Annotated in this window: 25 protein-coding genes and 1 pseudogene; 16 read left to right on the forward strand and 10 right to left on the reverse strand. The window is 61.1% G+C overall.

The features are described 5' to 3' along the window. The first annotated feature begins 8 nt into the window (after nt 1-8). The gene (gene gcvH / locus J4E63_RS29070; protein WP_103311393.1) at nt 9-392 is read left to right on the forward strand and encodes a glycine cleavage system protein GcvH; all 384 of its coding nucleotides are present in this window, start codon (nt 9-11) and stop codon (nt 390-392) included. A 165-nt stretch (nt 393-557) separates the two neighbouring features. Here gcvH and J4E63_RS29075 read toward each other — a convergent pair whose 3' ends face one another. From J4E63_RS29075 to J4E63_RS29095, 5 genes are all read right to left on the reverse strand, one after another. Further along, complete coding sequence (locus tag J4E63_RS29075; RefSeq protein ID WP_170846005.1) at nt 558-878, reverse strand: DUF2388 domain-containing protein; 321 nt, start codon at nt 876-878, stop codon at nt 558-560. A gap of 65 nt (nt 879-943) precedes the next feature. Then, nucleotides 944-1,393, reverse strand: a complete 450-nt coding sequence (locus J4E63_RS29080; RefSeq protein WP_207284053.1) for an NfeD family protein — start codon at nt 1,391-1,393, stop codon at nt 944-946. Between the two features lie 9 nt (nt 1,394-1,402). Next, complete coding sequence (locus J4E63_RS29085; protein WP_014340768.1) at nt 1,403-2,323, reverse strand: SPFH domain-containing protein; 921 nt, start codon at nt 2,321-2,323, stop codon at nt 1,403-1,405. A 189-nt stretch (nt 2,324-2,512) separates the two neighbouring features. Beyond that, nucleotides 2,513-4,297: a GspE/PulE family protein gene (locus tag J4E63_RS29090; RefSeq protein WP_060740144.1), complete on the reverse strand. Its 1,785-nt coding sequence runs from the start codon at nt 4,295-4,297 to the stop codon at nt 2,513-2,515. A gap of 145 nt (nt 4,298-4,442) precedes the next feature. Further along, complete coding sequence (locus J4E63_RS29095; protein ID WP_060740145.1) at nt 4,443-4,781, reverse strand: hypothetical protein; 339 nt, start codon at nt 4,779-4,781, stop codon at nt 4,443-4,445. A gap of 125 nt (nt 4,782-4,906) precedes the next feature. On the opposite strand from J4E63_RS29095, the gene J4E63_RS29100 reads away from it, so the two are divergent. Further along, nucleotides 4,907-5,377, forward strand: a complete 471-nt coding sequence (locus tag J4E63_RS29100; RefSeq protein WP_207284054.1) for an Lrp/AsnC family transcriptional regulator — start codon at nt 4,907-4,909, stop codon at nt 5,375-5,377. 125 nt (nt 5,378-5,502) lie between these two features. Here the strand turns inward: J4E63_RS29100 and J4E63_RS29105 are convergent, their stop codons facing one another. Further along, entirely contained in the window at nt 5,503-6,870 is a 1,368-nt protein-coding gene (locus tag J4E63_RS29105; RefSeq protein WP_207284207.1) for an inorganic triphosphatase, read from the reverse strand. 158 nt (nt 6,871-7,028) lie between these two features. Here J4E63_RS29105 and argE point away from each other — a divergent pair, with 158 nt between their 5' ends. The 3 genes from argE to J4E63_RS29120 all read left to right on the forward strand — a co-directional run bounded on the left by argE (nt 7,029) and on the right by J4E63_RS29120 (nt 11,410). Then, complete coding sequence (gene argE / locus J4E63_RS29110) at nt 7,029-8,186, forward strand: acetylornithine deacetylase (protein ID WP_092254415.1); 1,158 nt, start codon at nt 7,029-7,031, stop codon at nt 8,184-8,186. A gap of 137 nt (nt 8,187-8,323) precedes the next feature. Then, complete coding sequence (argA, locus tag J4E63_RS29115) at nt 8,324-9,622, forward strand: amino-acid N-acetyltransferase (RefSeq protein ID WP_053126389.1); 1,299 nt, start codon at nt 8,324-8,326, stop codon at nt 9,620-9,622. 465 nt (nt 9,623-10,087) lie between these two features. After that, a complete protein-coding gene (locus tag J4E63_RS29120) occupies nt 10,088-11,410 on the forward strand; it encodes an OprD family porin (protein ID WP_063323888.1) in 1,323 nt (440 codons plus the stop codon). A gap of 82 nt (nt 11,411-11,492) precedes the next feature. Here J4E63_RS29120 and J4E63_RS31035 read toward each other — a convergent pair. Further along, nucleotides 11,493-11,620, reverse strand: a pseudogene (locus J4E63_RS31035) (toxin-antitoxin antitoxin component); the annotation flags it as partial. Beyond that, a complete protein-coding gene (locus tag J4E63_RS29125; protein WP_192262610.1) occupies nt 11,610-12,005 on the reverse strand; it encodes a type VII toxin-antitoxin system MntA family adenylyltransferase antitoxin in 396 nt (131 codons plus the stop codon). The gene J4E63_RS29125 and the pseudogene J4E63_RS31035, both read right to left, overlap by 11 nt. A gap of 335 nt (nt 12,006-12,340) precedes the next feature. Between J4E63_RS29125 and J4E63_RS29130 the strand changes: the two genes are divergently transcribed. From J4E63_RS29130 to J4E63_RS29160, 7 genes are all read left to right on the forward strand, one after another. Then, nucleotides 12,341-12,979: a peroxiredoxin gene (locus J4E63_RS29130; protein WP_024617266.1), complete on the forward strand. Its 639-nt coding sequence runs from the start codon at nt 12,341-12,343 to the stop codon at nt 12,977-12,979. Between the two features lie 314 nt (nt 12,980-13,293). Then, nucleotides 13,294-13,887, forward strand: a complete 594-nt coding sequence (gene ssuE / locus J4E63_RS29135) for an NADPH-dependent FMN reductase (protein WP_092203163.1) — start codon at nt 13,294-13,296, stop codon at nt 13,885-13,887. A gap of 90 nt (nt 13,888-13,977) precedes the next feature. Then, nucleotides 13,978-14,943, forward strand: coding sequence for a sulfonate ABC transporter substrate-binding protein (locus tag J4E63_RS29140; protein ID WP_060740149.1), 966 nt, complete (start codon nt 13,978-13,980; stop codon nt 14,941-14,943). Between the two features lie 25 nt (nt 14,944-14,968). After that, nucleotides 14,969-16,117, forward strand: coding sequence for an FMNH2-dependent alkanesulfonate monooxygenase (ssuD, locus tag J4E63_RS29145; RefSeq protein WP_060740150.1), 1,149 nt, complete (start codon nt 14,969-14,971; stop codon nt 16,115-16,117). Nucleotides 16,118-16,124: 7 nt separating this feature from the next. Then, a complete protein-coding gene (gene ssuC / locus J4E63_RS29150; RefSeq protein ID WP_060740151.1) occupies nt 16,125-16,907 on the forward strand; it encodes an aliphatic sulfonate ABC transporter permease SsuC in 783 nt (260 codons plus the stop codon). After that, on the forward strand, nt 16,904-17,710 hold the full coding sequence (gene ssuB / locus J4E63_RS29155; protein WP_207284055.1) for an aliphatic sulfonates ABC transporter ATP-binding protein: 807 nt from the start codon (nt 16,904-16,906) through the stop codon (nt 17,708-17,710). Before ssuC ends, ssuB begins: the two co-directional genes overlap by 4 nt. Nucleotides 17,711-17,735: 25 nt before the next feature. Beyond that, nucleotides 17,736-17,951, forward strand: coding sequence for a molybdopterin-binding protein (locus tag J4E63_RS29160; protein WP_003177394.1), 216 nt, complete (start codon nt 17,736-17,738; stop codon nt 17,949-17,951). A gap of 208 nt (nt 17,952-18,159) precedes the next feature. On the opposite strand, the gene J4E63_RS29165 is transcribed toward J4E63_RS29160, so the two are convergent. Together J4E63_RS29165 and J4E63_RS29170 are read right to left on the reverse strand one after the other, a co-directional pair. Next, on the reverse strand, nt 18,160-18,798 hold the full coding sequence (locus tag J4E63_RS29165) for a TetR/AcrR family transcriptional regulator (protein WP_192262612.1): 639 nt from the start codon (nt 18,796-18,798) through the stop codon (nt 18,160-18,162). 364 nt (nt 18,799-19,162) lie between these two features. Next, nucleotides 19,163-20,539: a glutamine synthetase family protein gene (locus J4E63_RS29170; RefSeq protein WP_025216023.1), complete on the reverse strand. Its 1,377-nt coding sequence runs from the start codon at nt 20,537-20,539 to the stop codon at nt 19,163-19,165. 278 nt (nt 20,540-20,817) lie between these two features. Here J4E63_RS29170 and J4E63_RS29175 point away from each other — a divergent pair, with 278 nt between their 5' ends. The 4 genes from J4E63_RS29175 to J4E63_RS29190 all read left to right on the forward strand — a co-directional run bounded on the left by J4E63_RS29175 (nt 20,818) and on the right by J4E63_RS29190 (nt 25,695). Then, a complete protein-coding gene (locus J4E63_RS29175) occupies nt 20,818-21,594 on the forward strand; it encodes a gamma-glutamyl-gamma-aminobutyrate hydrolase family protein (RefSeq protein WP_207284056.1) in 777 nt (258 codons plus the stop codon). Nucleotides 21,595-21,634: 40 nt separating this feature from the next. Then, a complete protein-coding gene (locus J4E63_RS29180) occupies nt 21,635-22,993 on the forward strand; it encodes a glutamine synthetase family protein (RefSeq protein WP_060740155.1) in 1,359 nt (452 codons plus the stop codon). 58 nt (nt 22,994-23,051) lie between these two features. After that, complete coding sequence (locus J4E63_RS29185; protein WP_207284057.1) at nt 23,052-24,416, forward strand: aspartate aminotransferase family protein; 1,365 nt, start codon at nt 23,052-23,054, stop codon at nt 24,414-24,416. A 181-nt stretch (nt 24,417-24,597) separates the two neighbouring features. Next, nucleotides 24,598-25,695, forward strand: a complete 1,098-nt coding sequence (locus tag J4E63_RS29190) for a polyamine ABC transporter substrate-binding protein (RefSeq protein ID WP_060740157.1) — start codon at nt 24,598-24,600, stop codon at nt 25,693-25,695. Nucleotides 25,696-25,855: the final 160 nt, after the last annotated feature.

Below are 25,855 nucleotides of genomic sequence, written 5' to 3' on the forward strand. Positions count from 1 at the left end.
CACAGAATATGAGCGATATCCCTGCCGAACTGCGTTTTGCCGAAAGCCATGAGTGGGCGCGTCTGGAGGCCGACGGCTCCGTTACCGTGGGTATCAGCGACCACGCGCAGGAAGCCTTGGGCGATGTGGTGTTTGTCGAACTGACCGAGGTCGGCACGGTCTTTGAGGCGGGCGCCCAGGCCGGCGTGGTGGAGTCGGTCAAGGCCGCTTCCGATATCTATTCCCCGATCGCAGGTGAAGTGATCGCGGTCAATGAGGAGTTGGGCGGTTCGCCTGAGCTGCTGAACTCCGATCCGTACGGCGCCTGGATCTTCAAGCTCAAGCCAAGCAACACGGCTGAGCTGGACAAGTTGCTGGACGCGGCGGGTTACAAGGCTGCCATCGGCGAATAAGGACGACTGCACCTGTGGGAGCGAGCTTGCTCGCGATAGCGGTGGATCAGCGGCATTGATGTGGGCTGACACTCTGCTATCGCGAGCAAGCTCGCTCCCACAGGGGGGATTTTCACCGGGCAAAAAAATGCCGCTCATCGAGCGGCATTTTTCATTGGCCGGGCATCAGTCCTGGGCGACGGCGTTTTTTGCCAGGATCGCGTTGGCCAGTTCCATGTCGGTGGCTTGCAGGCCTGGGTTGTCGGCACGCACTTTCTGCATAGCCGCTTCCAGATAAGGGCCACGGATACCGCCATCACTGGCGACGAAGCTACCGGCATCGTCCTGGGCGGCGACGATCAGTTTGTGATCCTTGAAGGTCAGATAGGTGGAACCGGTGGTCGCACCGGACGAGATGACGTTACGCCAAAACGTGTCGGCCATTGCCGAGCCAACAGGAAGAGACAGCAAGGCTAGGGTAGCGACAGCAAGTTTGAGACGCATGATAGGTGACTCCACTGGGTTAACTATGACGTTGGATTACCTGCGTCTCGATTCAGTTCCATGACTTGTCAGTCAGCCCGTTCCACCTGCAGCACCGCGCCCTCCTGCGCCACCACCCTGACCCGCGTGCCAATGGACGACTCGGGCCCCTTGGCCAGCCAGACACTGTCGGCCACCTTGATCTTGCCGCGGCCATCGACAATCGCTTCATGCACCAGGAAGACCTTGCCGATCAGTTCCTGCCCGCGCAGGTTCAGGTGCGGCTGATCGCTTTGGCGCACAGCGCTGCGCTGGCGTCGCCACCAGTACAGTGCCGTGGCGATGGCGAACAGGCCGAACAACAGGAACTGCAGCTCCCACGGCATCTGCGGCAGGAAGAACGTGAGCACGCCGACTGCCGCGGCGGCCATGCCGATCCACAGCAGGTAACCACCGGCGCCGAACACTTCAAGGATCAGCAGGATGACGCCCAGCGCCAGCCAGTCCCAGTACGACATGTGTTGCAGGAACCCCCACATACGCGCGCCTCAGGCTTTCTTGCTGTCGAAGGTGGCCCTGACGATCTCGCCGATGCCACCGACCGCACCGATGACCTGGCTGGCTTCCAGCGGCATCAGGATCACCTTGCTGTTGTTGGCCGACGCCAGTTTGCCCAGTGCATCGATGTATTTCTGCGCGACGAAGTAGTTCACGGCCTGGACGTTACCGTCGGCAATGGCCTGGGACACCACCTGGGTGGCCAACGCTTCGGCTTGCGCCTGGCGCTCGCGGGCCTCGGATTCCAGGAACGCCGCCTGGCGGCTGCCCTCGGCCTCGAGGATCTGCGCCTGCTTCTTGCCTTCGGCGGTGAGAATCGCCGATGCGCGCAGGCCCTCGGCTTCGAGGATCTGGGCACGCTTGATACGTTCGGCTTTCATTTGCCCCGACATGGCGGCCATCAGGTCGGCCGGGGGGCTGATGTCCTTGATTTCGATCCGGGTGATCTTGATGCCCCACGGCGCCGTGGCTTCATCGACGGTGCGCAGCAATTTTTCGTTGATGCCGTCGCGCTGGCTCAGCATCGCGTCCAGCTCCATGGACCCCAGCACGGTGCGGATATTGGTTTGCAGCAGGTTGCGGATGGCGTGTTCGAGGTTGTTGACCTCGTAGGCCGCCTGGGCCGTATTGACTACCTGGAAGAAGCACACGGCGTCGATCTGTACCGTGGCGTTGTCGGCGGTGATGACTTCCTGGGGCGGGATGTCCAGCACGCTTTCCATGACATTGATCTTGCGCCCGATGCGATCCATCACCGGGATGATGATGTTCAGGCCCGGCTTGAGGGTGTTGGTGTAGCGGCCGAACCGCTCGACAGTCCATTGGTAGCCCTGGGGCACGACCTTGAAGCCCATGAAGAGAATGGCGACCACCAGGCCGATGAAAAGTAAAAGTACGCTACCGATCTGCATGACGGTTCCCTGTGCGAGTTGAGATGGACCTGCGAGCCCTGAGTGTAGGGCAAGCGGCCATTATCCTCACTCTGTGGGAGCAAACTCTGTGGGAGCAAAGCTTGCTCGCGATGCAGGCGCCTTGCCTCCCCGGGAGGCCGCGTCATTTTCATCGCGGGCAAGCCTTGCTCCCACAGCCTTTCGTCACAGCTACTTCTGTTCGCTCTGCGGTGTCACGCGCAGGACTTCCTCAACGGTGGTCAAGCCCGCCGCCACCTTTTGCGCCCCCGACAGCCTCAGGCTGCGCATGCCTTCCTTGAAGGCCTGGCGGCGCACCGCCAGCAGGTCGGTGTCGGGGTGGATCAAGGCCTTGATGCTGTCGGTCAGTTGCATGATTTCGTAGACACCGGCGCGGCCGCGGTAACCGGTGTCGCGGCATTCCAGGCAGCCGACGGCCTGTTGGGCATTGCTCGGCAACGGTGCCTGCCAGGGCCGCGTCAGGGTCTGCCAGTCGTCTTCGTCCAGGGCCAGCGGGGCCTTGCATTGCGGGCACAGGGTGCGCACCAGCCGTTGGGCCATGACCCCGAGCACGGTGGCCTTGATCAGGTAATGGGGCACACCCAGCTCCAGCAGGCGGCTGATGGCGCTCGGCGCGTCGTTGGTGTGCAGCGTCGACAGCACCAGGTGCCCGGTCAGCGCCGCCTGGATCGCCATTTCAGCGGTTTCCAGGTCACGGATCTCACCGATCATGATGATGTCCGGGTCTTGCCGCATCAGTGCCCGTACCCCGGCGGCGAAGGTCAGGTCGATGTTGTGCTGGACCTGCATCTGGTTGAAGGACGCCTCGACCATTTCAATCGGGTCCTCAATGGTGCAGAGGTTCACTTCCGGCGTCGCCAGTTTCTTGAGCGTGGTGTAGAGGGTGGTGGTCTTGCCGGAACCGGTAGGCCCGGTCACCAGGATGATGCCATTGGGCTGGCGGGTCATGTCCTGCCAGCGGCGCAGGTCATCGGCGGAGAAACCGAGCTGGTCGAAATCCTTGAGCAGCACTTCCGGGTCGAAGATCCGCATGACCATTTTTTCGCCGAACGCCGTGGGCAAGGTCGACAGGCGCAATTCCACTTCGCCGCCGTCCGGGGTCTTGGTCTTGACCCGGCCGTCCTGGGGTTTGCGTTTTTCCGCGACGTTCATCCGCCCCAGGCTCTTGAGGCGGCTGACGATCGCCATCGTGACCTGCGGCGGGAATTGATAGACGGTGTGCAGCACCCCGTCGATGCGAAACCTTACGGTGCCCTGCTCGCGGCGCGGTTCGATGTGGATATCGCTGGCCCGCTGTTGGAATGCGTATTGGAACAGCCAGTCGACGATATTGACGATGTGAGCGTCGTTGGCGTCCGGTTCCTGGTCACTGGCCCCCAGGTTGAGCAACTGTTCGAAATTGCTCAGGTTGCTCGGTTGCTGGTCGGTCGTGGTGGCGCCGCTGACCGATTTGGCCAGGCGATAGAACTCCACGCTCAAGCGCTGGATATCCACCGGGTTGGCGACCACCCGCTTGATCGGCAGCTTGAGCACGTGGGTCAGGTCGGCTTCCCAGCTGCTGACGTAGGGTTGTGCGCTGGCAACGGTGACGGCGTCACGATCGACGGCTACTGCGAGGATCTTGTGGCGCTGGGCAAAGGCATAGGACATCAAGGGCGTCACGGCCGCTACGTTGATTTTCAGCGGGTCGATGCGCATGTAGGGTTGGCCGGCCTGCTGGGACAACCACAGGGTCAGGTTCTCCAGGTCCAGGCGCTTGCCGGGTCGACTGAGGTCGTCCAGGTGTTGGTTGGCAATGAACTCCAGCGGATGCAGCTGGCTATTGGCGCTGTGGCGTCGGCGGGCGTTGAGCGCGGTTTCGGCTGAATCCTGGCTGATGAAGCCCTGGGTGACCAGTTGGCGCAGCAGATCATTGAGGTCCAGCCAGCGGTCCTGAGTGGCGTGTTTGGTGGACATGCGGGTTCCTATTGGACAATTGCAGCAAAGCCGCGATACAGACGCTTCGGCGTCCTCGCTCGGTCTGCAAAAGAATAGTCCCGACCCTGTGGTCCGTTGGGCCACTACCCGACCAATGCGTTACCAGGTCTTGCCCGTGGGGCGCTCAGCCGGCCGCCTGGGTCGGCTCAACCCTCGTAAATTCAGCGCTTTGCAGGTCCACCGAGCACATGCCGATCAGGTTACGTAGTTTTTCAGCGATCACCTGGGCTCGGTGCCAACTCAGCCCATCCAGGCCGATGTCCAGCGACAGCAGATCGTCGAGGCGCTCGACGCGCACGTGCCGTGGCGTCAGGCCCTGCAAGGCAAACAGGTTCAACGCCCGGCACAGCAGATCCGGCTCGGCCTCGGCCAGCATCTGGTACTGCACTCGGCAATGGGCATTGGCGGCGTGCCAGACGTCCGCGCGGGTCGTGGTTGTGGCAACGGCTTCGAGTGGGGGCATGGGTGGTCTCCTGGGGGCGGGAGAAATATTTACATGTGTCGCGGGGTATTTCTTATCTAAGATGAGTGGTTATGGCGATTTTTCGAATCGCTTGATTCTCCAAATCATTCATTGTGGGTTTTTTTATGCAAAGTGAGCTGGATGGCTACGACCGCCGGATACTGGCGCTGTTGCAAGAGGATGCCTCGTTGTCCAGTGCGCAAATCGCCGAGCAGGTCGGCTTGTCTCAATCGCCGTGCTGGCGGCGGATCCAGCGGATGAAGGAGGAGGGCATCATCCGTGCTCAGGTGACGTTGCTGGATCGCAAGAAAATCGGCCTGAACACGCAGATCTTCGCCGAAGTGAAACTCAACGCCCATGGCCGTTCGAACTTCACCGAGTTCACCGAGGCGATTCGCGGCTTCCCCGAAGTGCTGGAGTGTTATGTGTTGATGGGGTCGGTGGATTTTCTGCTGCGCATCGTCACGGCGGACATCGAGGCGTATGAGCGATTCTTTTTCGAAAAGCTGTCGATGGTGCCGGGGATCCAGGAAGTGAATTCGATCGTGGCGCTGTCGGAGATCAAGTCGACGACGAGTTTGCCGGTAGTGCGCTGAGTTCTGTGGAGGATATGCTGGCCCCATCGCGAGCAAGCTCGCTCCCACAGTTGATCTTCAGCGGCCACTAGATGTGGTTACAACGCTGAACCCCTGTGGGAGCGAGCTTGCTCGCGATGGCGGCATCACAGGCGCAGCAAAGTCTTCCAAGCCCGATTCTGGTACACCGCAATCGCCTGCTGCTTGCGCGCATCCAGCGTTTCGTCGGTGATGGGTTGGTTGGCCAGTTGCGCCAGCTTGTTCAGCTCGCCATAAAGGCGATCCATTTCCGGGATCTCCAGCACATGACGGGCGTGGTGCAGCCAGGCCTGGATGCGTTCGATACGCGGCAGTTGCTCGGCGAGGTCTTCCGGCTGTTGCTGATAGCGTTGCAATTGCAGGGACGAGGATTCTTCCCCCAGCAGACGCGGCAGCCAGCTGCCCAGTTGCGCCGCGCCCTGGCGATTGCCACGGGTGTTGCGCTCGGCGGCCCAGCTGCGGGCCAGCAGCCAGCGTGAAGTGTTGAGGGAGAACAGGCCCCAGCGCGGGTCTTGCAGCTCTTCAAGGAACTGTTCCGGCGCGGCCTTGCGCACGTCTTCGTCGTCCAGGCCAGCCTGGACCAGCGGACGCCAGTCTTCCAGCAACGCGTCCAGGGCCAGGCGCAGGTCGTGGGTCGATTGGCGTGGCGCGGCCTGGCCGAGGCTGCTGAGCAGGGCACGCAGTTCGGCGAGGTTTTCCACCCAGTCCTGCAGCAGGCGCCAGTGGCCGTTGAAACGGTATTGTTCGGCCAGGCGCTGGCTGCTGCCGAGCAAATGCCAGCTCAGCGCGGCGAAGGCGTCATCCAGCGGCGTTTCGGCGGTCAACTGCGGGGCCGGCAGGCTCAAGGCATAGCTGCCCGCGTCATGCAGGCGATAGCCACGCTCGGCCTTGCTGATGTCGCAGGGCATCAAGGGCAGGGTCGCGGCCAGCTCGGCGGCCAGTTCCAGCAGAGCGGCGGGCTCGCCTTCGCGCAATTCCAGCTCCAATTCGCAGATTTCTTCCTTCTGCTTGCCCACCACGACGTGGCCCAGGTCCAGGGCGGCTTCGATGACCACCTTGCTTTTGCCACGGCCCCAGGCGATTTCAGCGCGTTCGCGGACGAAATCGGTGGTGAAGATGGCCTTGAGGGTTTTTTTGTCCAGTTCGGCCAGGGCCTCGGGCCAGCACTCGCCGTCGAGCTTCTTCAGGTCGAGCTTGGCCTTGGGCAGGTGCCAGTCGTACTCATTGCGTTCGGACAGGCCGGCGACACTCTGGCCACGGGTCTTGAGGGTCTGGATCACCTCTTCACCGTCGCGCCGCAGGCGCAGGGCGACCTTGGCCCGGGCCAGGTCGCGCTCTGGCGTGTCGAAATACTGGTTCATCAATTCGTGGCGTTCCCAGCCACTCTTGTTGCGTTTTTTCAGCAGCGGATGCTCGCGCAAGGCTGTCAGGGTCTCGCGGCTGACGCGGAGTTTGATTTCGGTTTCTTTCTGCATGGCCGGAAAATCCAGGGATCGGGTGCGCAGCCGGGGGAAGGTGTGGCTGCCAAGGCCGTGCAGTGTACAGGACTCGCTCATCCTACGCGCCGCGACGGTTTATTCCTTGCGCCGGATGGTTCTATGATGGACGTCAATCTGTAAGCCTGGAGTCAGCGATGCCTTTGCCGTCCATGAAAGATCAATTCGCTGCCCTGATCGCCACGCCTTCGGTCAGCTGTACCCAACCTGGGCTCGACCAGTCCAACAGTGCCGTGATCGAGCTGCTGGCAGGCTGGCTCACCGAGCTGGGGTTCTCCTGCGATGTCCAGCAGGTCAGCCCCGGCAAATTCAATTTGCTGGCCAGTTTCGGCAGTGGCCCCGGCGGCCTGGTGTTGGCGGGCCACAGCGACACGGTGCCGTTCGACGGTGCGTTATGGCAGACCGATCCATTGAAGCTCACCGAGGTCGATGGCCGTTGGGTGGGCCTGGGCAGTTGCGACATGAAGGGTTTTTTCGCCTTGGCCATCGAAGCGGTCAAGCCGCTGCTGGACCAACCGTTCAAGCAACCGCTGCTGATCCTCGCGACCTGTGACGAAGAAAGCTCCATGGCCGGCGCCCGGGCCCTGGCCGATGCCGGCCGACCGTTGGGGCGCGCGGCGGTGATCGGCGAGCCGACCGGCCTGCGACCGATTCGCCTGCACAAAGGCGTGATGATGGAACGCATCGATATTCTCGGGCGCAGCGGCCATTCCTCCGACCCAAGCCTGGGCCACAGCGCCCTGGAAGCCATGCACGATGCCATGGGCGAATTGCGTGGCCTGCGCCTGCAATGGCAGCGTGAATTCCGTAATCCGCAGTTCAGCGTGCCACAACCGACCCTGAACTTCGGTTGCATCCACGGTGGCGACAATCCCAACCGGATCTGCGGCCAATGCTCCATGGAATTCGACCTGCGCCCGTTACCGGGCATGGACCCGCAAGTGCTGCGGGCGGCGATCCGGCAGAAGCTCGAGCCGATTGCCGAGCGACACCAGGTCAAGATCGACTATGCGCCGCTGTTCCCCGAAGTGCCACCGTTCGAGCAGGCCGAGGACGCCGAGTTGGTCCGCGTGGCCGAACGACTGACCGGCCATCGCGCCGAAGCAGTGGCGTTCGGCACCGAAGCGCCTTATCTTCAGCGCCTTGGCTGTGAAACCCTGGTGCTCGGTCCTGGCGATATCGCCTGTGCCCACCAACCGGGCGAGTACCTTGAAATGTCACGTTTGCAACCTACCGTACAGCTGTTGCGGCAGTTGATCGGCCATTACTGCCTGACGCCGGCCACGGCCGGTTAAATTGCGCCCTTGCGGGCCCGTATTCATCACATGAGGAGAGCGCGCGTGTCGCCAAGCCTGTTCCGACGATAACCACCAGCCCGTTGTGCGTTCTGTTTCGTCTTTTTTTGGCTGTTATTTATTACAGGTCCAGGTTCATGCCCGAATACGTCAATTGGCTTCGTCACGCTTCGCCCTACATCAACGCCCACCGCGATTGCACCTTCATCGTCATGCTGCCCGGCGACGGGGTGGAACACCCCAATTTCGGCAACATCGTCCATGACCTGGTGCTGCTGCACAGCCTCGGCGTGCGCCTGGTGCTGGTCCATGGTTCGCGCCCGCAGATCGAGACCCGCCTCGCGGCACGGGGCCTGACGCCCCATTACCACCACGGCATGCGCATCACCGATGCGGCGACCCTGGAGTGCGTGATCGACGCGGTCGGCCAGTTGCGCATCGCCATCGAGGCACGCCTGTCCATGGACATGGCCTCCTCACCCATGCAGGGCTCGCGGCTGCGGGTCGCCAGCGGCAACCTGGTCACCGCGCGTCCCATCGGCGTGCTCGAAGGCGTGGATTATCACCACACTGGTGAAGTGCGCCGGGTCGATCGCAAGGGCATCAACCGCCTGCTGGACGAGCGCTCCATCGTGTTGCTATCGCCGTTGGGTTATTCGCCCACTGGGGAGATCTTCAACCTGGCCTGTGAAGACGTCGCCACCCGTGCGGCCATCGACCTGGCGGCCGACAAGCTGTTGCTGTTCGGCGCCGAGCAAGGGCTTATCGGCGAGGATGGACGGCTGGTTCGGGAATTGCGCCCGCAACAGGTCCCGGGCCACATGCAACGCCTGGGCAGCGACTATCAAGCCGAACTGCTGGATGCGGCGGCCCAGGCCTGTCGTGGCGGCGTCGCACGCAGCCATATCGTCAGCTATGCCGAGGATGGCGCGCTGTTGGCTGAACTGTTCACCCGCGATGGCAGCGGTACGCTGGTGGCCCAGGAGCAATTCGAAGTGGTGCGCGAAGCGGCCATCGAAGATGTTGGCGGCCTGCTGGACCTGATCAGCCCGCTGGAAGAGCAGGGGATTCTGGTGCGTCGCTCCCGTGAAGTGCTGGAACGCGAGATCGAACAGTTCAGCGTGGTCGAGCGCGAAGGCATGATCATCGCCTGCGCGGCGCTGTACCAGATCGCCGACTCGGATGCCGGGGAGCTGGCCTGCCTGGCGGTGAACCCGGAATACCGCCACGGTGGCCGGGGCGATGAACTGCTGGAGCGAATCGAAACCCGGGCTCGGGCCCAAGGGCTCAAGACGCTGTTCGTACTGACGACCCGGACCGCCCACTGGTTCCGCGAACGCGGTTTCGAGCCCAGCAGCGTCGACCGTCTGCCGGCAGCGCGGGCGTCGCTCTACAACTATCAGCGCAATTCGAAGATATTCGAAAAAGCCCTGTAGAGCTGTCCTGAATCCTTGCGCGACCGCGATCTTGATTTCAGACAATGAGCAGCTAGTCTGGAACGCTCAAGATCGCACCGTGCGCGAGCCGTCGTGATTATGATCGAAGCCATGGGAGGCGCCGGAGCCTATTTCGCCGCAGGATGTGCGGCCCTCGCAAAAGCCCGATAAAACACCATTCAGTAATCCTCAACGTCGCCGATAAGCCTTGTCACGGCTTGATGACACTTCGATGGCAACCATATGTCGAAACGAGCTGAAAACTAACGAAACAATTCTTTTTGGATTTATAGAGAATCCATTATCCTGCGGGCCGGTGTCGCAGGGTTAGACCATGGTCGTAGTCACAAATGGTTACGATTGACTTGTTAGTCACGGTCTGGCGCTAATCGCGCATCCGCGGATTCCGGGCGTTCGATCCGGAACCAAAGACACACAAGAATTAGAAAACGAGAGGAGCGAAGCATGAACAAGTCCACCTTGGCCCTGGCTGTGGCCGTTGGGGTTTTGGCGCAGCAGGCAGGCGCCGCCGGTTTTATCGAAGACAGCAAGGCTACCTTGGGTCTGCGTAACTTCTACATCAACACGGATAACCGTGATTCGGCTGCTACAACGAACAAGTCTGAAGAATGGGGCCAAGGTTTCGACCTGCGCTTCACTTCCGGCTACACCCAAGGCACCGTCGGCTTCGGTATCGATGCCATCGGCCTGCTGGGTATCAGGCTGGATTCGGGCGGCGGTACCAACGGCGCCTCCAATAACAGCTACGGCGGCACGGTCTTCCCGAGCAAGTCCAACGGCGAAGCGGTGGATAACTTCTCCAGCCTGGGCCTGACCGCCAAGGCGAAGATCTCCCAGACCGAGCTGAAGCTGGGCACCCTGCAGCCAAAACTGCCGGTCATCGTGACCAACGATGGTCGTCTGCTGCCGCAAACCTTCCAAGGTGGCCAGATCACCTCGAACGAGATCAAGGACCTGACGCTCGTCGGCGGCCAGATCGAGCACGCCAAGGGTCGTAACTCCAGCAACAACGAGGAGTTGTCCATTGCCGGTGCGAACGGTCGTACCGCCAGCGGTCGCGACAGCAACAAGTTCATCTACGGTGGCGGTGACTACAAAATCACCAAGGACCTGACTGCCCAGTACTACTACGGCAACCTGGAAGACTTCTACAAGCAACACTTCCTGGGCCTGATCCACAACTGGGCCATCGGCCCGGGTGTACTGAAGTCCGACCTGCGTTATTTCAACAGCCGCAGCGACGGCGCCAATGGTCATGACTCCACCTACTACACCACTGGCTACTATGGCGGCAGCGTCACCAAGGGCAAGGTCGACAACAACCTGTACAGCGGCCTGTTCCTGTACACCGTTGCCGGTCACACCTTTGGTGGTGGTTACCAGGCGAGCAACGGCGACAGCGATTTCCCTTGGCTGAACCAGGGCGACGGTTCGTCGGCTTACCTGACCACCGACATGCAAATCGCCAAGTTCGCCCGTGCCGGTGAACGTACCTGGCAGGGTCGCTACTCGTACGACTTCGCCAAGCTCGGCGTTCCTGGCTTGACCGCTGGCGTCATCTACCTGCGCGGCGACAACATCGACCACGCCACCGGTGACAAGACCGAGTGGGAACGTGACATCACTGTTGGCTACGTCGTACCGGAAGGTGCGCTGAAGAACGTTGGCGTGATGTGGAAAAACGCTACCTGGCGCAACGACATCCCAGGTCAGCGCGACCAGGATGAAAACCGCCTGATCGTCAGCTACTCGATCCCGCTGCTGTAAGCAACGCGCTCACCTGACGAAAAAAAGCCCCGCCCGGCACACGCCGGGCGGGGCTTTACGTTTTTGGGTCAGGAGTCGTTATCAGGATGGCCGAATCCTGGCGAGTGAAATCAGTCGCGAAGGTAGCGGGATCCTTCTCGTATCCTCCCGCACCCTGGCGACGCAACGCTCGATACTCGCTGCTTTGTTGATCAGTACGTCATCGGTCATACACGACGCCTTCCTTGTAAATATCTTCGAGCAAGCTTGCCCTAGCCTCGTCGAGAGCGGTCTTTTCGCTGAGAATAAAACACTCGAACAACCCGGCCTGTACGTCTCTGGCCCAGAGTCTCTGGCCTCGGGTCACGATCTGATATTGCATGACGGTGGTTGCCGCACGTAGGTCAATCAGATCCACCGGACTGCCAGCGATATCCGCCAAATCCCCTGAAAGCTGCCATAACGACACAGGGTCAACCTCGCCGGACAAGAGCACAGCCAAATCGACATCACTGTCAGGCCCGGCGGTGCCCTGTGCATGGCTACCAAAGAGGTAAACCGCCAGCAGACCAGGGAGTTGGTTTTGCAGATGAGTCAACAAGGCTTGAGTGTTCATGTTGCCTATCCTAGCCGCTCGTCCTGAAATCGCGTCAATAATTTCCGTAGTGTGGGTACAAAACAAAAAAAGCCCCGCCCGGCATCACGCCGGGCGGGGCTTTACGTTTTTCGAGTCGGGCCCACCCCTGTAGCCTTCCTCGAAACTTCTCCTCTTTCAGCAACTCGAGGCCTTCTCGAACCTCGATGCCGATCTTGGGCCGGTAGGTGGAATGGCGCCAGTGAACAGTTTTTTATATTCACTAATGATCTAGATAAATGGATATTTATTCTTTTTAAATCAATCGAAATCGGTGCAAAGTTGAGCTCACGACAACCTCATCCAGGAGCCGCACCATGAGCCTCAGACTTGGCGACATCGCCCCCGACTTCGAACAGGATTCCAGCGCCGGCAAGATTCGCTTCCATGAATGGCTCGGCGATAGCTGGGGTGTGCTGTTTTCCCACCCGGCGGACTTCACACCGGTATGCACCACCGAGTTGGGCCTCACCGCCAAGCTCAAGGACGAGTTCGCCCAGCGCGGGGTCAAGGCCATTGCCCTTTCGGTGGACCCGGTGGACTCGCACCACAAGTGGATCGAGGACATCAACGAGACCCAGAACGCCGTGGTCAATTTTCCGATCCTGGCCGATGCCGACCGCAAGGTGTCGGACCTGTACGACCTGATCCACCCCAACGCCAGCGACACCTTGACCGTGCGCTCACTGTTCGTGATCGACCCGAACAAGAAGATTCGCCTGACCATCACCTATCCGGCCAGCACCGGGCGCAATTTCAACGAGATCCTGCGGGTGATCGATTCCCTGCAGTTGACCGACAACTACAAAGTCGCCACCCCGGCCAACTGGCAGGACGGTGATGAAGTGGTGATCGTGCCGTCGCTCAAGGATGAAGAGGAACTCAAGCAGCGCTTTCCCAAGGGTTACCGCGCCGTGAAGCCCTACCTGCGCCTCACCCCGCAACCCAATCGCTGACGCAGCACCTGATCCGAACCTGTGGGAGCGAGCTTGCTCGCGATAGCGGTGTATCAGCCGACATCGACGCTGGCAGATCCGACACCATCGCGAGCAAGCTCGCTCCCACAGGTTGGTCTTTCTGTGCACCAAGGGTTTTGGCCGTTTCGACGGCCTTTTTTTATTGCGCCAAGGAAAGGATATTGAATATATCTATATTGCATAACCAAATGAATAAATATGATTTAAAGATATATGAATCCCCTGTTATGGTTTGACCCATGCAGCGAGATCGCCCGCCGCGAATCGCACGTGACAGTTAAGGAAGGGTAGGCATGTTGGTCGTCTCACTCGGTGGCAGTCCCAGCCAACGCTCCCGCTCAGGGGTGCTGCTGGAACGTTCGCAACGCTGGTTGCAGCAGCAAGGTGTGGAAGTGGTGAGTTATCAGGTACGCGACTTCCCGGCCGAAGATCTGCTCCATGCCCGTTTCGACAGCCCGAAGGTGGTCGACCTGCTCCAGCAGATCGAAAACGCTGATGGCCTGTTGATCGCCACGCCGGTGTACAAGGCGTCTTTTTCCGGCGCGCTGAAGACTGTGCTGGACCTGCTGCCTGAGCGCGCCCTGGCCCATAAAGTGGTGTTGCCGATGGCAACCGGCGGCAGCATCGCTCACATGCTGGCGGTGGACTACGCCCTCAAGCCGGTGTTGTCGGCGCTCAAGGCCCAGGAAATGCTCCACGGGATCTTTGCCGAAGACAGCCAGATCGCTTACGGCGAGGGCAGCGCCCAGGCGCAATTGACGCCGGCCCTGCAGCAGCGTCTGGACGAGGCGCTGGAACAGTTTTTCAGTGCCATGGCCCGTCGGCCCAGGCCACTGGACCCCAATGTATTGAACGAACGTTTGCTGAGTGCTCGCTGGAGCATTTGAACCCCGAACACCCTGATTCAACTCACCTTACTCAGCCGCCAACGGCTCAGCAGGTGCAGCCAAAACCCCACAGCAAAAAGGAGAGGCGCCATGCGCACTGTCATTTTGCGTCGCGGGCTGGTCGCTCTGTTTGCTGCGGCTGTGTCCCTCGGCGTCATCGCTCAAGCTCAAGCCGAGACCTTGCGGATCGGTTATCAGAAATACGGCACCCTGGTGCTGCTCAAGGCCAAGGGCTCGTTGGAGAAACGCCTCGCCGCCCAAGGCGTGGACGTGCAATGGACCGAGTTCCCCGGCGGCCCGCAGCTGCTGGAAGGCTTGAACGTCGGTTCCATCGACTTTGGCGTGACCGGTGAAACCCCGCCGGTGTTTGCCCAGGCCGCGGGCGCCGATCTGCTCTATGTCGCCTACGAACCACCGGCACCCACCAGCGAAGCCATCCTCGTGCCCAAGGGCTCGGCCATCCAGTCGGTGCAAGACCTGAAGGGCAAGAAAGTCGCGCTGAACAAAGGCTCCAACGTCCACTACCTGCTGGTGCGGGCGCTGGAAGACGCCGGCCTCAAGTATTCCGATATCCAGACCGTGTTCCTGCCGCCGGCCGATGCTCGTGCCGCGTTCGAGCGGGGCAGCGTGGACGCCTGGGTGATCTGGGACCCGTACCAGGCTGCCGCCGAACAACAGTTGCAGGCACGCACCCTGCGTGACGGCAAAGGCATCGTCGATAACCACCAGTTCTACCTCGCCACCAAACCCTATGCGCAGAAGCACCCGCAGGTCATCACGACCCTTGTGGAGGAAGTGCGCGCAGTCGGCGAGTGGTCCAAGGCCAACCCTGAAGACGTGACCAAGCAGGTCTCGCCGCTGCTGGGCCTGCCGGCGGACATCACCCTGACGTCGGTGAAGCGCCAAGGCTACGGGGCGCTGTTCCTCACGCCGGAAGTGGTGGCGGCACAACAGAAAATCGCCGACAGCTTCTACCAGCTCAAATTGATTCCCAAGCCCTTGAGCATCAAGGACGTGATCTGGACGCCGCCAGCGGCCGTCGCGAACGCGCAGTAATTCGATTCCTTTAGGAGACCACTCCATGAGCCTCAATATCTTCTGGTTCCTGCCTACCCACGGCGACGGCCATTACCTTGGCACTGCCGAAGGCGCCCGCGCCGTCGATCACGGTTACCTGCAGCAGGTCGCCCAGGCGGCGGATCGACTGGGTTTCGGCGGCGTGCTGATCCCCACCGGGCGTTCCTGCGAGGACTCCTGGCTGGTGGCCGCTTCGTTGATTCCCGTGACCCAGCGCCTGAAATTCCTCGTGGCCCTGCGCCCCGGGATCATTTCCCCGACGGTGGCGGCGCGTCAGGCCGCGACCCTCGACCGGTTGTCCGGCGGGCGGGCGTTGTTCAACCTGGTGACCGGCGGTGACCCGGACGAACTGGCCGGCGATGGCCTGTTCCTCGACCACGAGCAACGCTACCAGGCCTCAGTGGAGTTCACCCGCATCTGGCGCCGGGTGCTGGAAGGCGAGACCGTGGACTACGACGGCGAGCACATCAGTGTGAAGGGCGCCAAGCTGCTCTATCCGCCGATCCAGCAACCGCGTCCGCCGCTGTATTTCGGCGGCTCGTCGGAAGCCGCTCAGGACCTGGCGGCCGAGCAAGTGGAAATGGTGCTGACCTGGGGCGAGCCGCCCGCGGCCGTGGCGGAAAAAATCGCCCAGGTACGGGCCAAGGCGGCGAAGCTGGGCCGTACCGTGCGCTTCGGTATTCGCCTGCATGTGATCGTGCGGGAAACCAACGCTGAAGCCTGGCAGGCGGCCGACCGGCTGATCTCCCACCTGGACGATGACACCATCGCCCGTGCCCAGGCCTCCCTGGCGCGCTTCGATTCGGTGGGCCAACAACGCATGGCCGCCCTGCACGGTGGCCGTCGCGACAAGCTGGAAGTCAGCCCCAACCTCTGGGCCGGTGTCGGTCTGGTTCGCGGCGGTGCCGGTACGGCGCTGGTGGGCGATGGCCCGACCGTGGCGGCGCGGGTCAAGGAGTACGCTGACCTGGGCATCGACACCTTTATCTTCTCCGGTTATCCACACCTGGAAGAATCCTATCGCGTGGCGGAACTGCTGTTCCCGCACCTGGACGTGGAGCGCCCTGAGCTGCCGAAAAGCCAGGGTTATGTGAGCCCGTTCGGCGAAATGGTCGCCAACGACATCCTGCCCAAAGCCGCGTCCCAGAGCTGAGGCGGCCATGAAGAAAATCATCCACAACCTTGCGCCCTGGGCGGTGCCGCTGCTGTTGCTGGCGGTCTGGCAACTGTCGGTATCGGCTGGCTGGTTGTCCACGCGGATCCTGCCGGCACCGGTGGCGGTGATCGAAGCCGGGGTCAACCTGGTGCGCAGCGGCGAAATCTGGACGCACCTGGCGATCAGCGGTTGGCGCGCAGCGGTCGGTTTCCTGATCGGCGGCGGCATCGGCCTGACCCTGGGCTTCATCACCGGGTTGTCGAAATGGGGCGAACGCCTGCTGGACAGCTCCGTGCAAATGGTCAGGAACGTCCCGCACCTGGCGCTGATTCCGCTGGTGATCCTGTGGTTCGGCATCGACGAGTCGGCGAAGATTTTCCTGGTGGCCCTGGGCACTTTGTTTCCCATCTACCTCAACACCTACCACGGGATTCGCAACGTCGACCCGGCGCTGGTGGAGATGTCCCGCAGCTACGGCTTGTCCGGCTTCAGCCTGTTTCGCCAGGTGATCCTGCCGGGGGCCTTGCCTTCGATCCTGGTGGGCGTGCGCTTTGCCCTGGGTTTCATGTGGCTGACGCTGATCGTGGCGGAAACCATCTCGGCCAGCTCCGGCATCGGTTACTTGGCGATGAATGCCCGGGAGTTCCTGCAGACCGATGTGGTGGTGCTGGCGATTCTCCTGTACGCCGTGCTGGGCAAATTGGCCGACCTGGCCGCTCGCGGGCTTGAGCGGGTCTGGCTGCGCTGGCACCCGGCGTACCAAGTGAACAAGGGAGGTGTGGCATGACCGCCCAACAACCTCCGCATCTGCTGCGTGGCATCCCGCTGGCGGTGCGCAAGCTGCAAAAAACCTTCGGCACGCGCCAGGTCTTGCGCGATATCGATCTGCATATTCCGGCCGGTCAGTTCGTGGCCGTGGTCGGTCGCAGTGGCTGTGGCAAAAGTACCTTGCTGCGTTTATTGGCTGGCCTCGATCAGCCCACCGGTGGACAGCTGTTGGCCGGTTCGGCGTCGTTGAACGATGCACGGGAAGACACGCGGCTGATGTTCCAGGAGGCACGTTTGCTACCCTGGAAAAAAATCATCGATAACGTCGGCCTCGGCCTCAAGGGCAATTGGCGCCCGCAAGCGTTGCAGGCACTGGAAGCGGTGGGCTTGGCCGACCGCGCCCATGAGTGGCCGGCGGCGCTGTCCGGCGGCCAGAAGCAACGGGTGGCCCTGGCCCGCGCATTGATTCATAAGCCCCGGCTGTTGCTGCTCGACGAACCCTTGGGAGCGCTGGACGCCCTGACCCGTATCGAGATGCAGCAACTGATCGAAAACCTCTGGCGGCAGCACGGCTTCACGGTGTTGCTGGTGACCCACGACGTCAGCGAAGCGGTGGCGATTGCCGATCGGGTGATCCTGATCGAGGACGGTCAGATCGGCCTCGACCTGGCCATCGACCTGCCGCGTCCACGGGCTCGCGGCTCTCATCGCCTGGCGAGCCTGGAAACCGAAGTCCTCAACCGTGTGCTGTCCTTGCCCGGCCAACCGCCGGACCCCGAACCCGTTTCACCCTTGCCCACGCAGTTGCGTTGGGCGCAATAACTTCATCCAGACAGGAATCGACACCATGACTATCAAAGCCATCAACGTACGCAACCAGTTCAAAGGCACCATCAAGGAAATCGTCGAAGGCGACGTACTGTCGGAAATCGACGTGCAGACCGCTTCCGGCATCGTTACGTCGGTCATCACCACCCGCTCGGTCAAGGAGCTGGAACTGGCGATCGGCAGCGAAGTGATCGCCTTCGTCAAATCCACCGAGGTGTCTATCGCCAAGTTGTGAACGATGCTTCACCCACAGCCCCGGACGGCGCGAGCCCTTCGGGGCTTTTCTATAGCGTAGTGCCGGTCAGTCAAGGCCCAAGCGGCGCAGAAATCTGGGGGAGCAAAGCTTGCTCGCGATTGGGCATGACCGTTGAAAACCGTATCGGCTGGACCACCGCTATCGCGAGCAAGCTTTGCTCCCACGGGTCAACTGACAGTGGCTGTCATCACCGGATGGTTTCACGCTTGGGCAAATACGGCGGCAGGTACAGCCCCAGGTACGCATCGAACACCCGCATGCCTTCTTCGGCCATGCGTGGGGTGATCTGGCCGTGCTGCTGTATCGAGCGGGCGTAGACGCGATCGCCCAGCTCCATGGCCAGGGCGAACACATCGACGTCGCCGGGCAGGGGCGGCAGGGCGAAATGGTGGTCGAACACCTTGTGCATCAAGTCACTCAGCTCGAGATCGTGTTGGCGATCGGCCTGGGTGACTTCGGTCAGGCCGTGCTGGGCCAGGATCAGTTGGCGAGCGGCGGCGTCCTGGTTGTAGATGGCGAGCATGCGCTGTTCCACCAGCCGTGACAGGTCGTGCCAATGGTTCAGCGCTGCATGATCGATCGGTGCTTGCAGGCCAGCGCGAAAAGCGGCGTGGACGTCGGCGGTCAGGGCTTCGAGCAGGGCCGGGACGCTGGCGAAGAAGTGGTACACGGAAGAGGGCGGGATCCCGGCGCGCTCGGCGACACTGTAGATCGACAGGCTGGCCACGCCTTCGGCGGCAAGCAGCGTACGGGCGGCATCGAGAATGGTGTCGATCCGGGCCTGGCTGCGTGCGCGGGGTTTGCGGGGTGTGGCGATGCGTGTCATGAAGCTCTCCTGCGGGGCTGCCGGGCATTGTACGAGTCGGGTCCGGTGTTGTCTTCCCGGCTGCCATTGCTCTCACAGGGGGATGGCGGTGACCGGGATGTTGAAGGCATCACCGAACACAGTGTGGGAGCGGGCTTGCTCGCGATGGCGGTGGGACAGGCACTGATGAGTGTTGACTGAAAGGGCCCCATCGCGAGCAAGCTCGCTCCCACAGGGGATGGCGGTGGCCGGGATGTTGAAGGCATCGCCGAACACAGTGTGGGAGCGAGCTTGCTCGCGATCCGCCGAAGGCGGCCATCCCTCCAAATACAAAAAAACGCCGCAGCCCCGAAGGCCTGCGGCGTTTCTTTTTTACCGCAACCGCTTACACGGTATGCAGGTACCAGTTGTACTCGAGGTCGGAGATGGAGTGTTCGAACTCCTCCAGCTCACTCTCCTTGCAGGCCACGAAGATATCGATGTATTTCGGATCGATGTACTTGGCCATGACTTCACTGTCGTCGAGCTCGCGCAGGGCATCGCGCAAGTTGTTCGGCAGGCTTTGCTCGTTTTGCTCGTAGCTGTTGCCTTCCACCGGCGCACCGGGCTCGATCTTGTTGACCAGGCCATGGTGCACGCCCGCCAACACTGCCGCCATCAGCAGGTAGGGGTTGGCATCGGCGCCGGCGACGCGGTGTTCCAGGCGCACGGCATCGGCCGAGCCGGTCGGCACGCGCAAGGCCACGGTGCGGTTGTCCAGGCCCCAGGTCGGCGAGTTCGGCACGTAGAACTGTGCGCCGAAACGACGGTAGGAGTTGACGTTCGGGCAGAGGAAAGCCATCTGCGCGGGCAGGGTCTCGAGCACACCGCCGATCGCGTGACGCAGTGCGGCGTTCTGCTCGGGATCCTCGCTGGCAAAGATATTCTTGCCGTCTTTATCCAGAATCGAAATGTGGACGTGCAACCCATTGCCCGCCTGGCCCGGATACGGCTTGGCCATGAAGGTGGTGTCCATTTCATGGTCGTAGGCGATGTTCTTGATCAGGCGCTTGAGCAGGACCGCATAGTCGCAGGCCTTGATCGGATCGGCCACGTGGTGCAGGTTCACTTCGAACTGCGCCGGGGCACTTTCCTTGACGATGGCGTCGGCGGGAATGCCTTGCTCCTTGGCCCCTTCCAGAATGTCCTGGAGGCAATCGACGTATTCGTCGAGGTCATCGATCAGGTAGACCTGTGTCGAATGCGGGCGTTTGCCGGAAATCGGCGAGCGAGGCGGTTGTGGGCGTCCATTCACGTTCTCCTGGTCGATCAGGTAGAACTCCAGCTCGAATGCGGCGCAGATGGTCAGGCCCAGTTCATCGAACTTGGTCACCACTTGGCGCAGGACTTCACGCGGATCGGCGAAGAAAGGTTCGCCTTCGAGTTCGTGCATGGTCATCAACAGTTGCGCAGTCGGGCGCTTCTGCCAAGGCTCGTTGCACAGGGTGTCAGGAATTGGATAGCAGATCCGGTCAGCATCACCGATGTCCAGGCCCAGGCCGGTGCTTTCCACCGTAGAGCCATTGATATCCAGAGCAAATAAAGAGGCCGGCAGGTTGATGCCTTTCTCGTAAACCTTGTGGAGGCTGGTGCGTTCTATGCGCTTGCCGCGCACCACACCATTCATATCCGCAATCAGAAGGTCAACGTACAGAACCTCAGGATGTTCCTTAAGGAACGCGTTCGCTTCGTTAAGCTGAACGGCACGCGGGGGTACCGACATGATGCAACACCTTTGTTGTTAAAAATATCAATCATTGATCTCTTCGAAAGCCAGTCAACCCGAACGGCATGCCGAAGTCAAGCAGGGCCTTTTTTGCCCTAAAAAAGCACCTGCAGGGCTTTTTTGAGGCAATTTAGGGCGTTTTTTCCCCTTTAGGGGCCTTGGCGCCCGCAGGCTTGAGCGGGCCGTGTTGTATTTTTTACGGGGGTGTTGTGTAAAAAAATGAACAAGGCTAAGCTCGATTCAAACCCATAACAGCAATAATACCGGGGTGCTTCATGTCTCGCCTGCCGTTAATCGGCGTCACCACCTGCTCCAGGCAGATGGGTCTGCATGCTTATCACACCAGTGGCGATAAATATGCCCGGGCTGTCGCGACAGCCGCCAAGGGCTTGCCAGTGCTGGTCCCGTCCCTGGCGGATCTGTTCCCGCCGTCCGATATTCTGGACGCCCTGGACGGCATTCTTCTGACCGGCTCTCCTTCCAATGTAGAACCTTTTCATTATCAGGGCCCAGCCAGCGCGCCAGGCACTGCCCATGATCCTGCACGGGACGCCACCACCCTGCCGCTGATCCGCGCCGCTGTCGAGGCGGGCGTCCCGGTGCTGGGCATTTGTCGTGGTTTCCAGGAGATGAACGTAGCCTTTGGCGGCAGCCTGCATCAGAAAGTTCATGAAGTCGGAACGTTCATCGATCATCGTGAAGACGATACTCAAGCGGTGGAGGTCCAATATGGTCCTGCCCACGCCGTGCACATCCAGCCTGGCGGCATACTGGCAGGCCTGGGGCTGCCCCAGTCGATTGAGGTCAACTCGATCCACAGCCAGGGCATCGAGCGCCTGGCGCCTGGGCTGCGGGCCGAAGCGGTGGCGCCGGATGGCCTGATCGAGGCTGTTTCGGTGCCAGAAGGCAAGGCTTTTGCTTTAGGTGTGCAATGGCACCCTGAATGGGAGGTAAGCTCTAACCCGCACTACCTTGCGATTTTCCAGGCATTTGGCGATGCCTGCCGAGCAAGGGCAACACAACGCGACGCAGATGCGTCAAACAACGCCTGACAACTAATAGCAGTCAGGAAACTCACGCCTAGAGGCATTTATGAGTAACAACCTCGACCAGCTCACCGATTGGTTGAAAGACCACAAGATCACAGAAGTCGAATGCATGATTGGCGACCTGACCGGTATCACCCGGGGCAAGATCTCGCCGACCAACAAGTTCATCGCCGAGAAAGGCATGCGCCTGCCCGAGAGCGTTCTGCTCCAGACCGTTACGGGCGACTATGTCGAAGACGACATCTATTACGAACTGCTCGACCCGGCTGACATCGACATGATCTGCCGCCCGGACGAGAACGCCGTGTTCCTTGTGCCCTGGGCCATCGAGCCCACCGCCCAGGTCATCCACGACGCCTACGACAAGCAGGGCAACCCCATCGAGCTGTCGCCGCGCAACGTGCTCAAGAAAGTGCTCAAGCTCTATGCCGACAAAGGTTGGCAGCCTATCGTCGCGCCGGAAATGGAGTTCTACCTGACCAAGCGCAGCGACGACCCGGACTTTCCGCTGCAACCGCCCATTGGCCGCTCCGGCCGCCCGGAAACCGGTCGCCAGTCTTTCTCGATCGAAGCGGCCAACGAATTCGATCCGCTGTTCGAAGACGTCTACGACTGGTGCGAACTGCAGGAACTGGACCTCGATACCCTGATCCACGAGGACGGCACGGCGCAGATGGAAATCAATTTCCGTCACGGCGATGCCCTGTCCCTGGCCGACCAGATCCTGGTGTTCAAGCGCACCATGCGCGAGGCGGCACTCAAGCACGACGTGGCCGCCACCTTCATGGCCAAGCCCATGACCGGCGAGCCGGGCAGTGCGATGCACCTGCACCAGAGCATCATCGACAAGGAAACCGGCAAGAACGTCTTCTCCAATGAAGACGGGACCATGAGCGATCTGTTCCTGCATCACATCGGTGGCTTGCAGAAGTTCATCCCCGAGCTGCTGCCGCTGTTCGCCCCCAACGTCAACTCGTTCCGCCGCTTCCTGCCGGACACCTCGGCACCGGTGAACGTGGAGTGGGGCGAAGAGAACCGCACCGTGGGCCTGCGCGTGCCGGATGCCGGGCCGCAGAACCGTCGGGTGGAAAACCGCTTGCCGGGCGCCGACGCCAACCCGTACCTGGCGATTGCCGCCAGCCTGCTGTGTGGCTTCATCGGCATGGTTGAAGGCATCGACCCGAGCGCGCCGGTGGTGGGCCGTGGCTACGAACGCCGCAACCTGCGTTTGCCGCTGACCATCGAAGACGCCCTGGAACGCATGGAAAACAGCACCACCATCGAGAAATACCTGGGCAAGAAATTCATCACAGGCTACGTCGCGGTCAAGCGGGCCGAGCATGAAAACTTCAAGCGCGTCATCAGTTCGTGGGAGCGGGAATTCCTGCTCTTTGCCGTCTGAAGCGCCGGGCGAGGCTGCCTCAGGCAGCTTCGCCCCCACCGATAACAGGAGAATTCGCATGACCCGCAATAACCCGCAAACCCGTGAATGGCAGGCCCTGAGCAACGATCATCACTTGGCGCCGTTCAGCGATTTCAAGCAGCTCAAAGAGAAAGGCCCGCGCATCATCACCCACGCCAAGGGCGTCTACCTCTGGGACAGTGAAGGCAACAAGATCCTCGACGGCATGGCCGGCCTCTGGTGCGTGGCCGTCGGTTATGGCCGCGAGGAACTGGCCGACGCCGCCAGCCAGCAGATGCGTGAACTGCCGTACTACAACCTGTTCTTCCAGACGGCCCACCCGCCGGTGCTGGAATTGTCCAAAGCCATCGCCGACATCGCCCCTGAAGGCATGAACCATGTGTTCTTCACCGGCTCCGGCTCCGAGGGCAACGACACCATGCTGCGCATGGTCCGCCACTATTGGGCGATCAAGGGCCAGCCGAACAAGAAAGTCATCATCAGCCGCAAGAACGGTTATCACGGTTCGACCGTCGCGGGCGCGAGCCTGGGCGGCATGACCTATATGCACGAGCAGGGCGACCTGCCGATCCCGGGCATTGTCCACATCGCCCAGCCTTACTGGTTCGGTGAAGGCGGCGACATGAGCCCCGAAGAATTCGGCGTGTGGGCGGCCAACCAGTTGGAAGAAAAGATCCTGGAGATCGGCGTGGACAACGTCGGGGCCTTCATCGCCGAGCCGATCCAGGGCGCCGGTGGCGTGATCGTGCCGCCGGACAGCTACTGGCCGCGCATGAAGGAAATCCTCGCCAAGTACGACATTCTGTTCGTGGCCGACGAAGTGATCTGTGGCTTCGGCCGCACCGGTGAGTGGTTCGGTACCGACCATTACGGGTTGAAACCGCACATGATGACCATCGCCAAGGGCCTGACCTCCGGCTATATCCCCATGGGTGGGCTGATCGTGCGCGACGACGTGGTCGCGGTGCTCAACGAAGGCGGTGACTTCAACCACGGCTTTACCTACTCCGGTCACCCGGTGGCCGCGGCGGTGGCCCTGGAAAACATCCGCATCCTGCGCGACGAGAAGATCATCGAGCGTGTCCACGGCGAAACGGCACCCTATTTGCAGAAGCGTTTGCGGGAACTGAACGATCATCCGCTGGTGGGTGAGGTGCGCGGGGTCGGTTTGCTGGGGGCGATCGAACTGGTCCAGGACAAGGCCACGCGCAAACGCTACGAAGGCAAGGGCGTGGGCATGATCTGCCGGCAGTTCTGCTTCGATAACGGGCTGATCATGCGCGCGGTGGGCGACACCATGATCATTGCGCCGCCGCTGGTGATCAGCAAGGCCGAGATCGATGAATTGGTGACCAAGGCGCGGCAGTGCCTGGACCTGACGCTCAGTGTGTTGCAGGGCTAAGTGCTAGGCTCTGAGCGAGGTGCCGGTACAGGCCTCGCCCAGCGTGAACAAAAGGCTGGGCTTGTGTTGAAAGCCTGCCCTGTAACTTGCCAGACTACCGACTGTTCAAGTTGCCCGCGAGCCGGCTACTGAACGTGGCTAAAAAGAATAACTGGAGCATCAATCCATGAAGGCATTAGGTATGAAGATAGCTGGCAAGACCCTCCTCGCCATGTCCCTGATGGGCGTGATGGCGGGCGCCGTCCAGGCGGACGACAAAGTGCTGCATGTCTATAACTGGTCCGACTACATTGCGCCGGACACCGTCGCCAAGTTCGAGAAAGAAACGGGGATCAAAGTCGTCTACGACGTGTTCGACAGCAACGAAACCCTGGAAGCCAAGTTGCTGGCCGGCAAGTCCGGTTATGACATCGTGGTACCGTCGAACAACTTCCTGGCCAAGCAGATCAAGGCCGGGGTCTACCAGGAGCTGGACAAGTCCAAGCTGCCGAACTGGAAGAACCTGGACACCGACCTGCTCAAGGCTGTCGGCGATGCCAGCGACCAGGGCAACAAACATGCCTTCCCTTACATGTGGGGCACCATCGGCATCGGTTACAACCCCGAGAAGGTCAAGGCCGCATTGGGCGTCGACAAGATCGATTCCTGGGACACCCTGCTCAAGCCCGAGAACATCGCCAAGCTCAAGAGCTGCGGCGTGAGCTTCCTCGATTCGCCAACCGAAATGATTCCGGTGGCCCTGCATTACCTTGGCTACCCGACCGACAGCCAGGACAAGAAGCAACTGGCCGAGGCCGAAGCACTGTTCCTCAAGTTGCGTCCATCGATCGGTTACTTCCACTCTTCCAAGTACATTTCCGACCTGGCCAACGGCAACATCTGCGTCGCCGTGGGCTACTCGGGTGATATCGAGCAATCCAAGAGCCGTGCTGCCGAGGCTGGCGGCAAAGTGAAAGTGGCCTACACCATTCCCAAGGAAGGTGCCGGTTCGTTCTACGACATGGTCGCCATTCCCAAGGATGCCGAAAATGTCGAGGCGGCTTATAAATGGATGAACTTCATCATGCAGCCGGAAATCATGGCGCAGATCACCGACAACGTGCGTTTCCCTAACGGCAACAAAGCCGCCACCGCGTTGGTGGACAAGGAAATCTCCGGTGACCCGAGCATTTACCCATCGGACGAAGTGAAGGCCAAGCTGTACGCCATCAGCGATCTGCCGCCAGCGACTCAGCGGATCCTGACCCGCAGCTGGACCAAGATCAAATCCGGTAAATAAGCCGGTCTGAAGCATCCTCCTGTTGTCGCTGGCATCGCCGCGGCGGCAACAGGAGCAGCTCAATAACTAAAAGTTTTGCTGGATCGGTTTATCGAGGGTAAGTTGCGCGCCGGTTTTGTTGCAGGGTCCATCGTGGCCAAGTAACGGGGGCAACTTGGGC

It is taken from the genome of Pseudomonas sp. FW300-N2F2 (genome assembly GCF_017351655.1).
Taxonomy (GTDB): Bacteria; Pseudomonadota; Gammaproteobacteria; order Pseudomonadales; family Pseudomonadaceae; genus Aquipseudomonas; species Aquipseudomonas fluorescens_AA.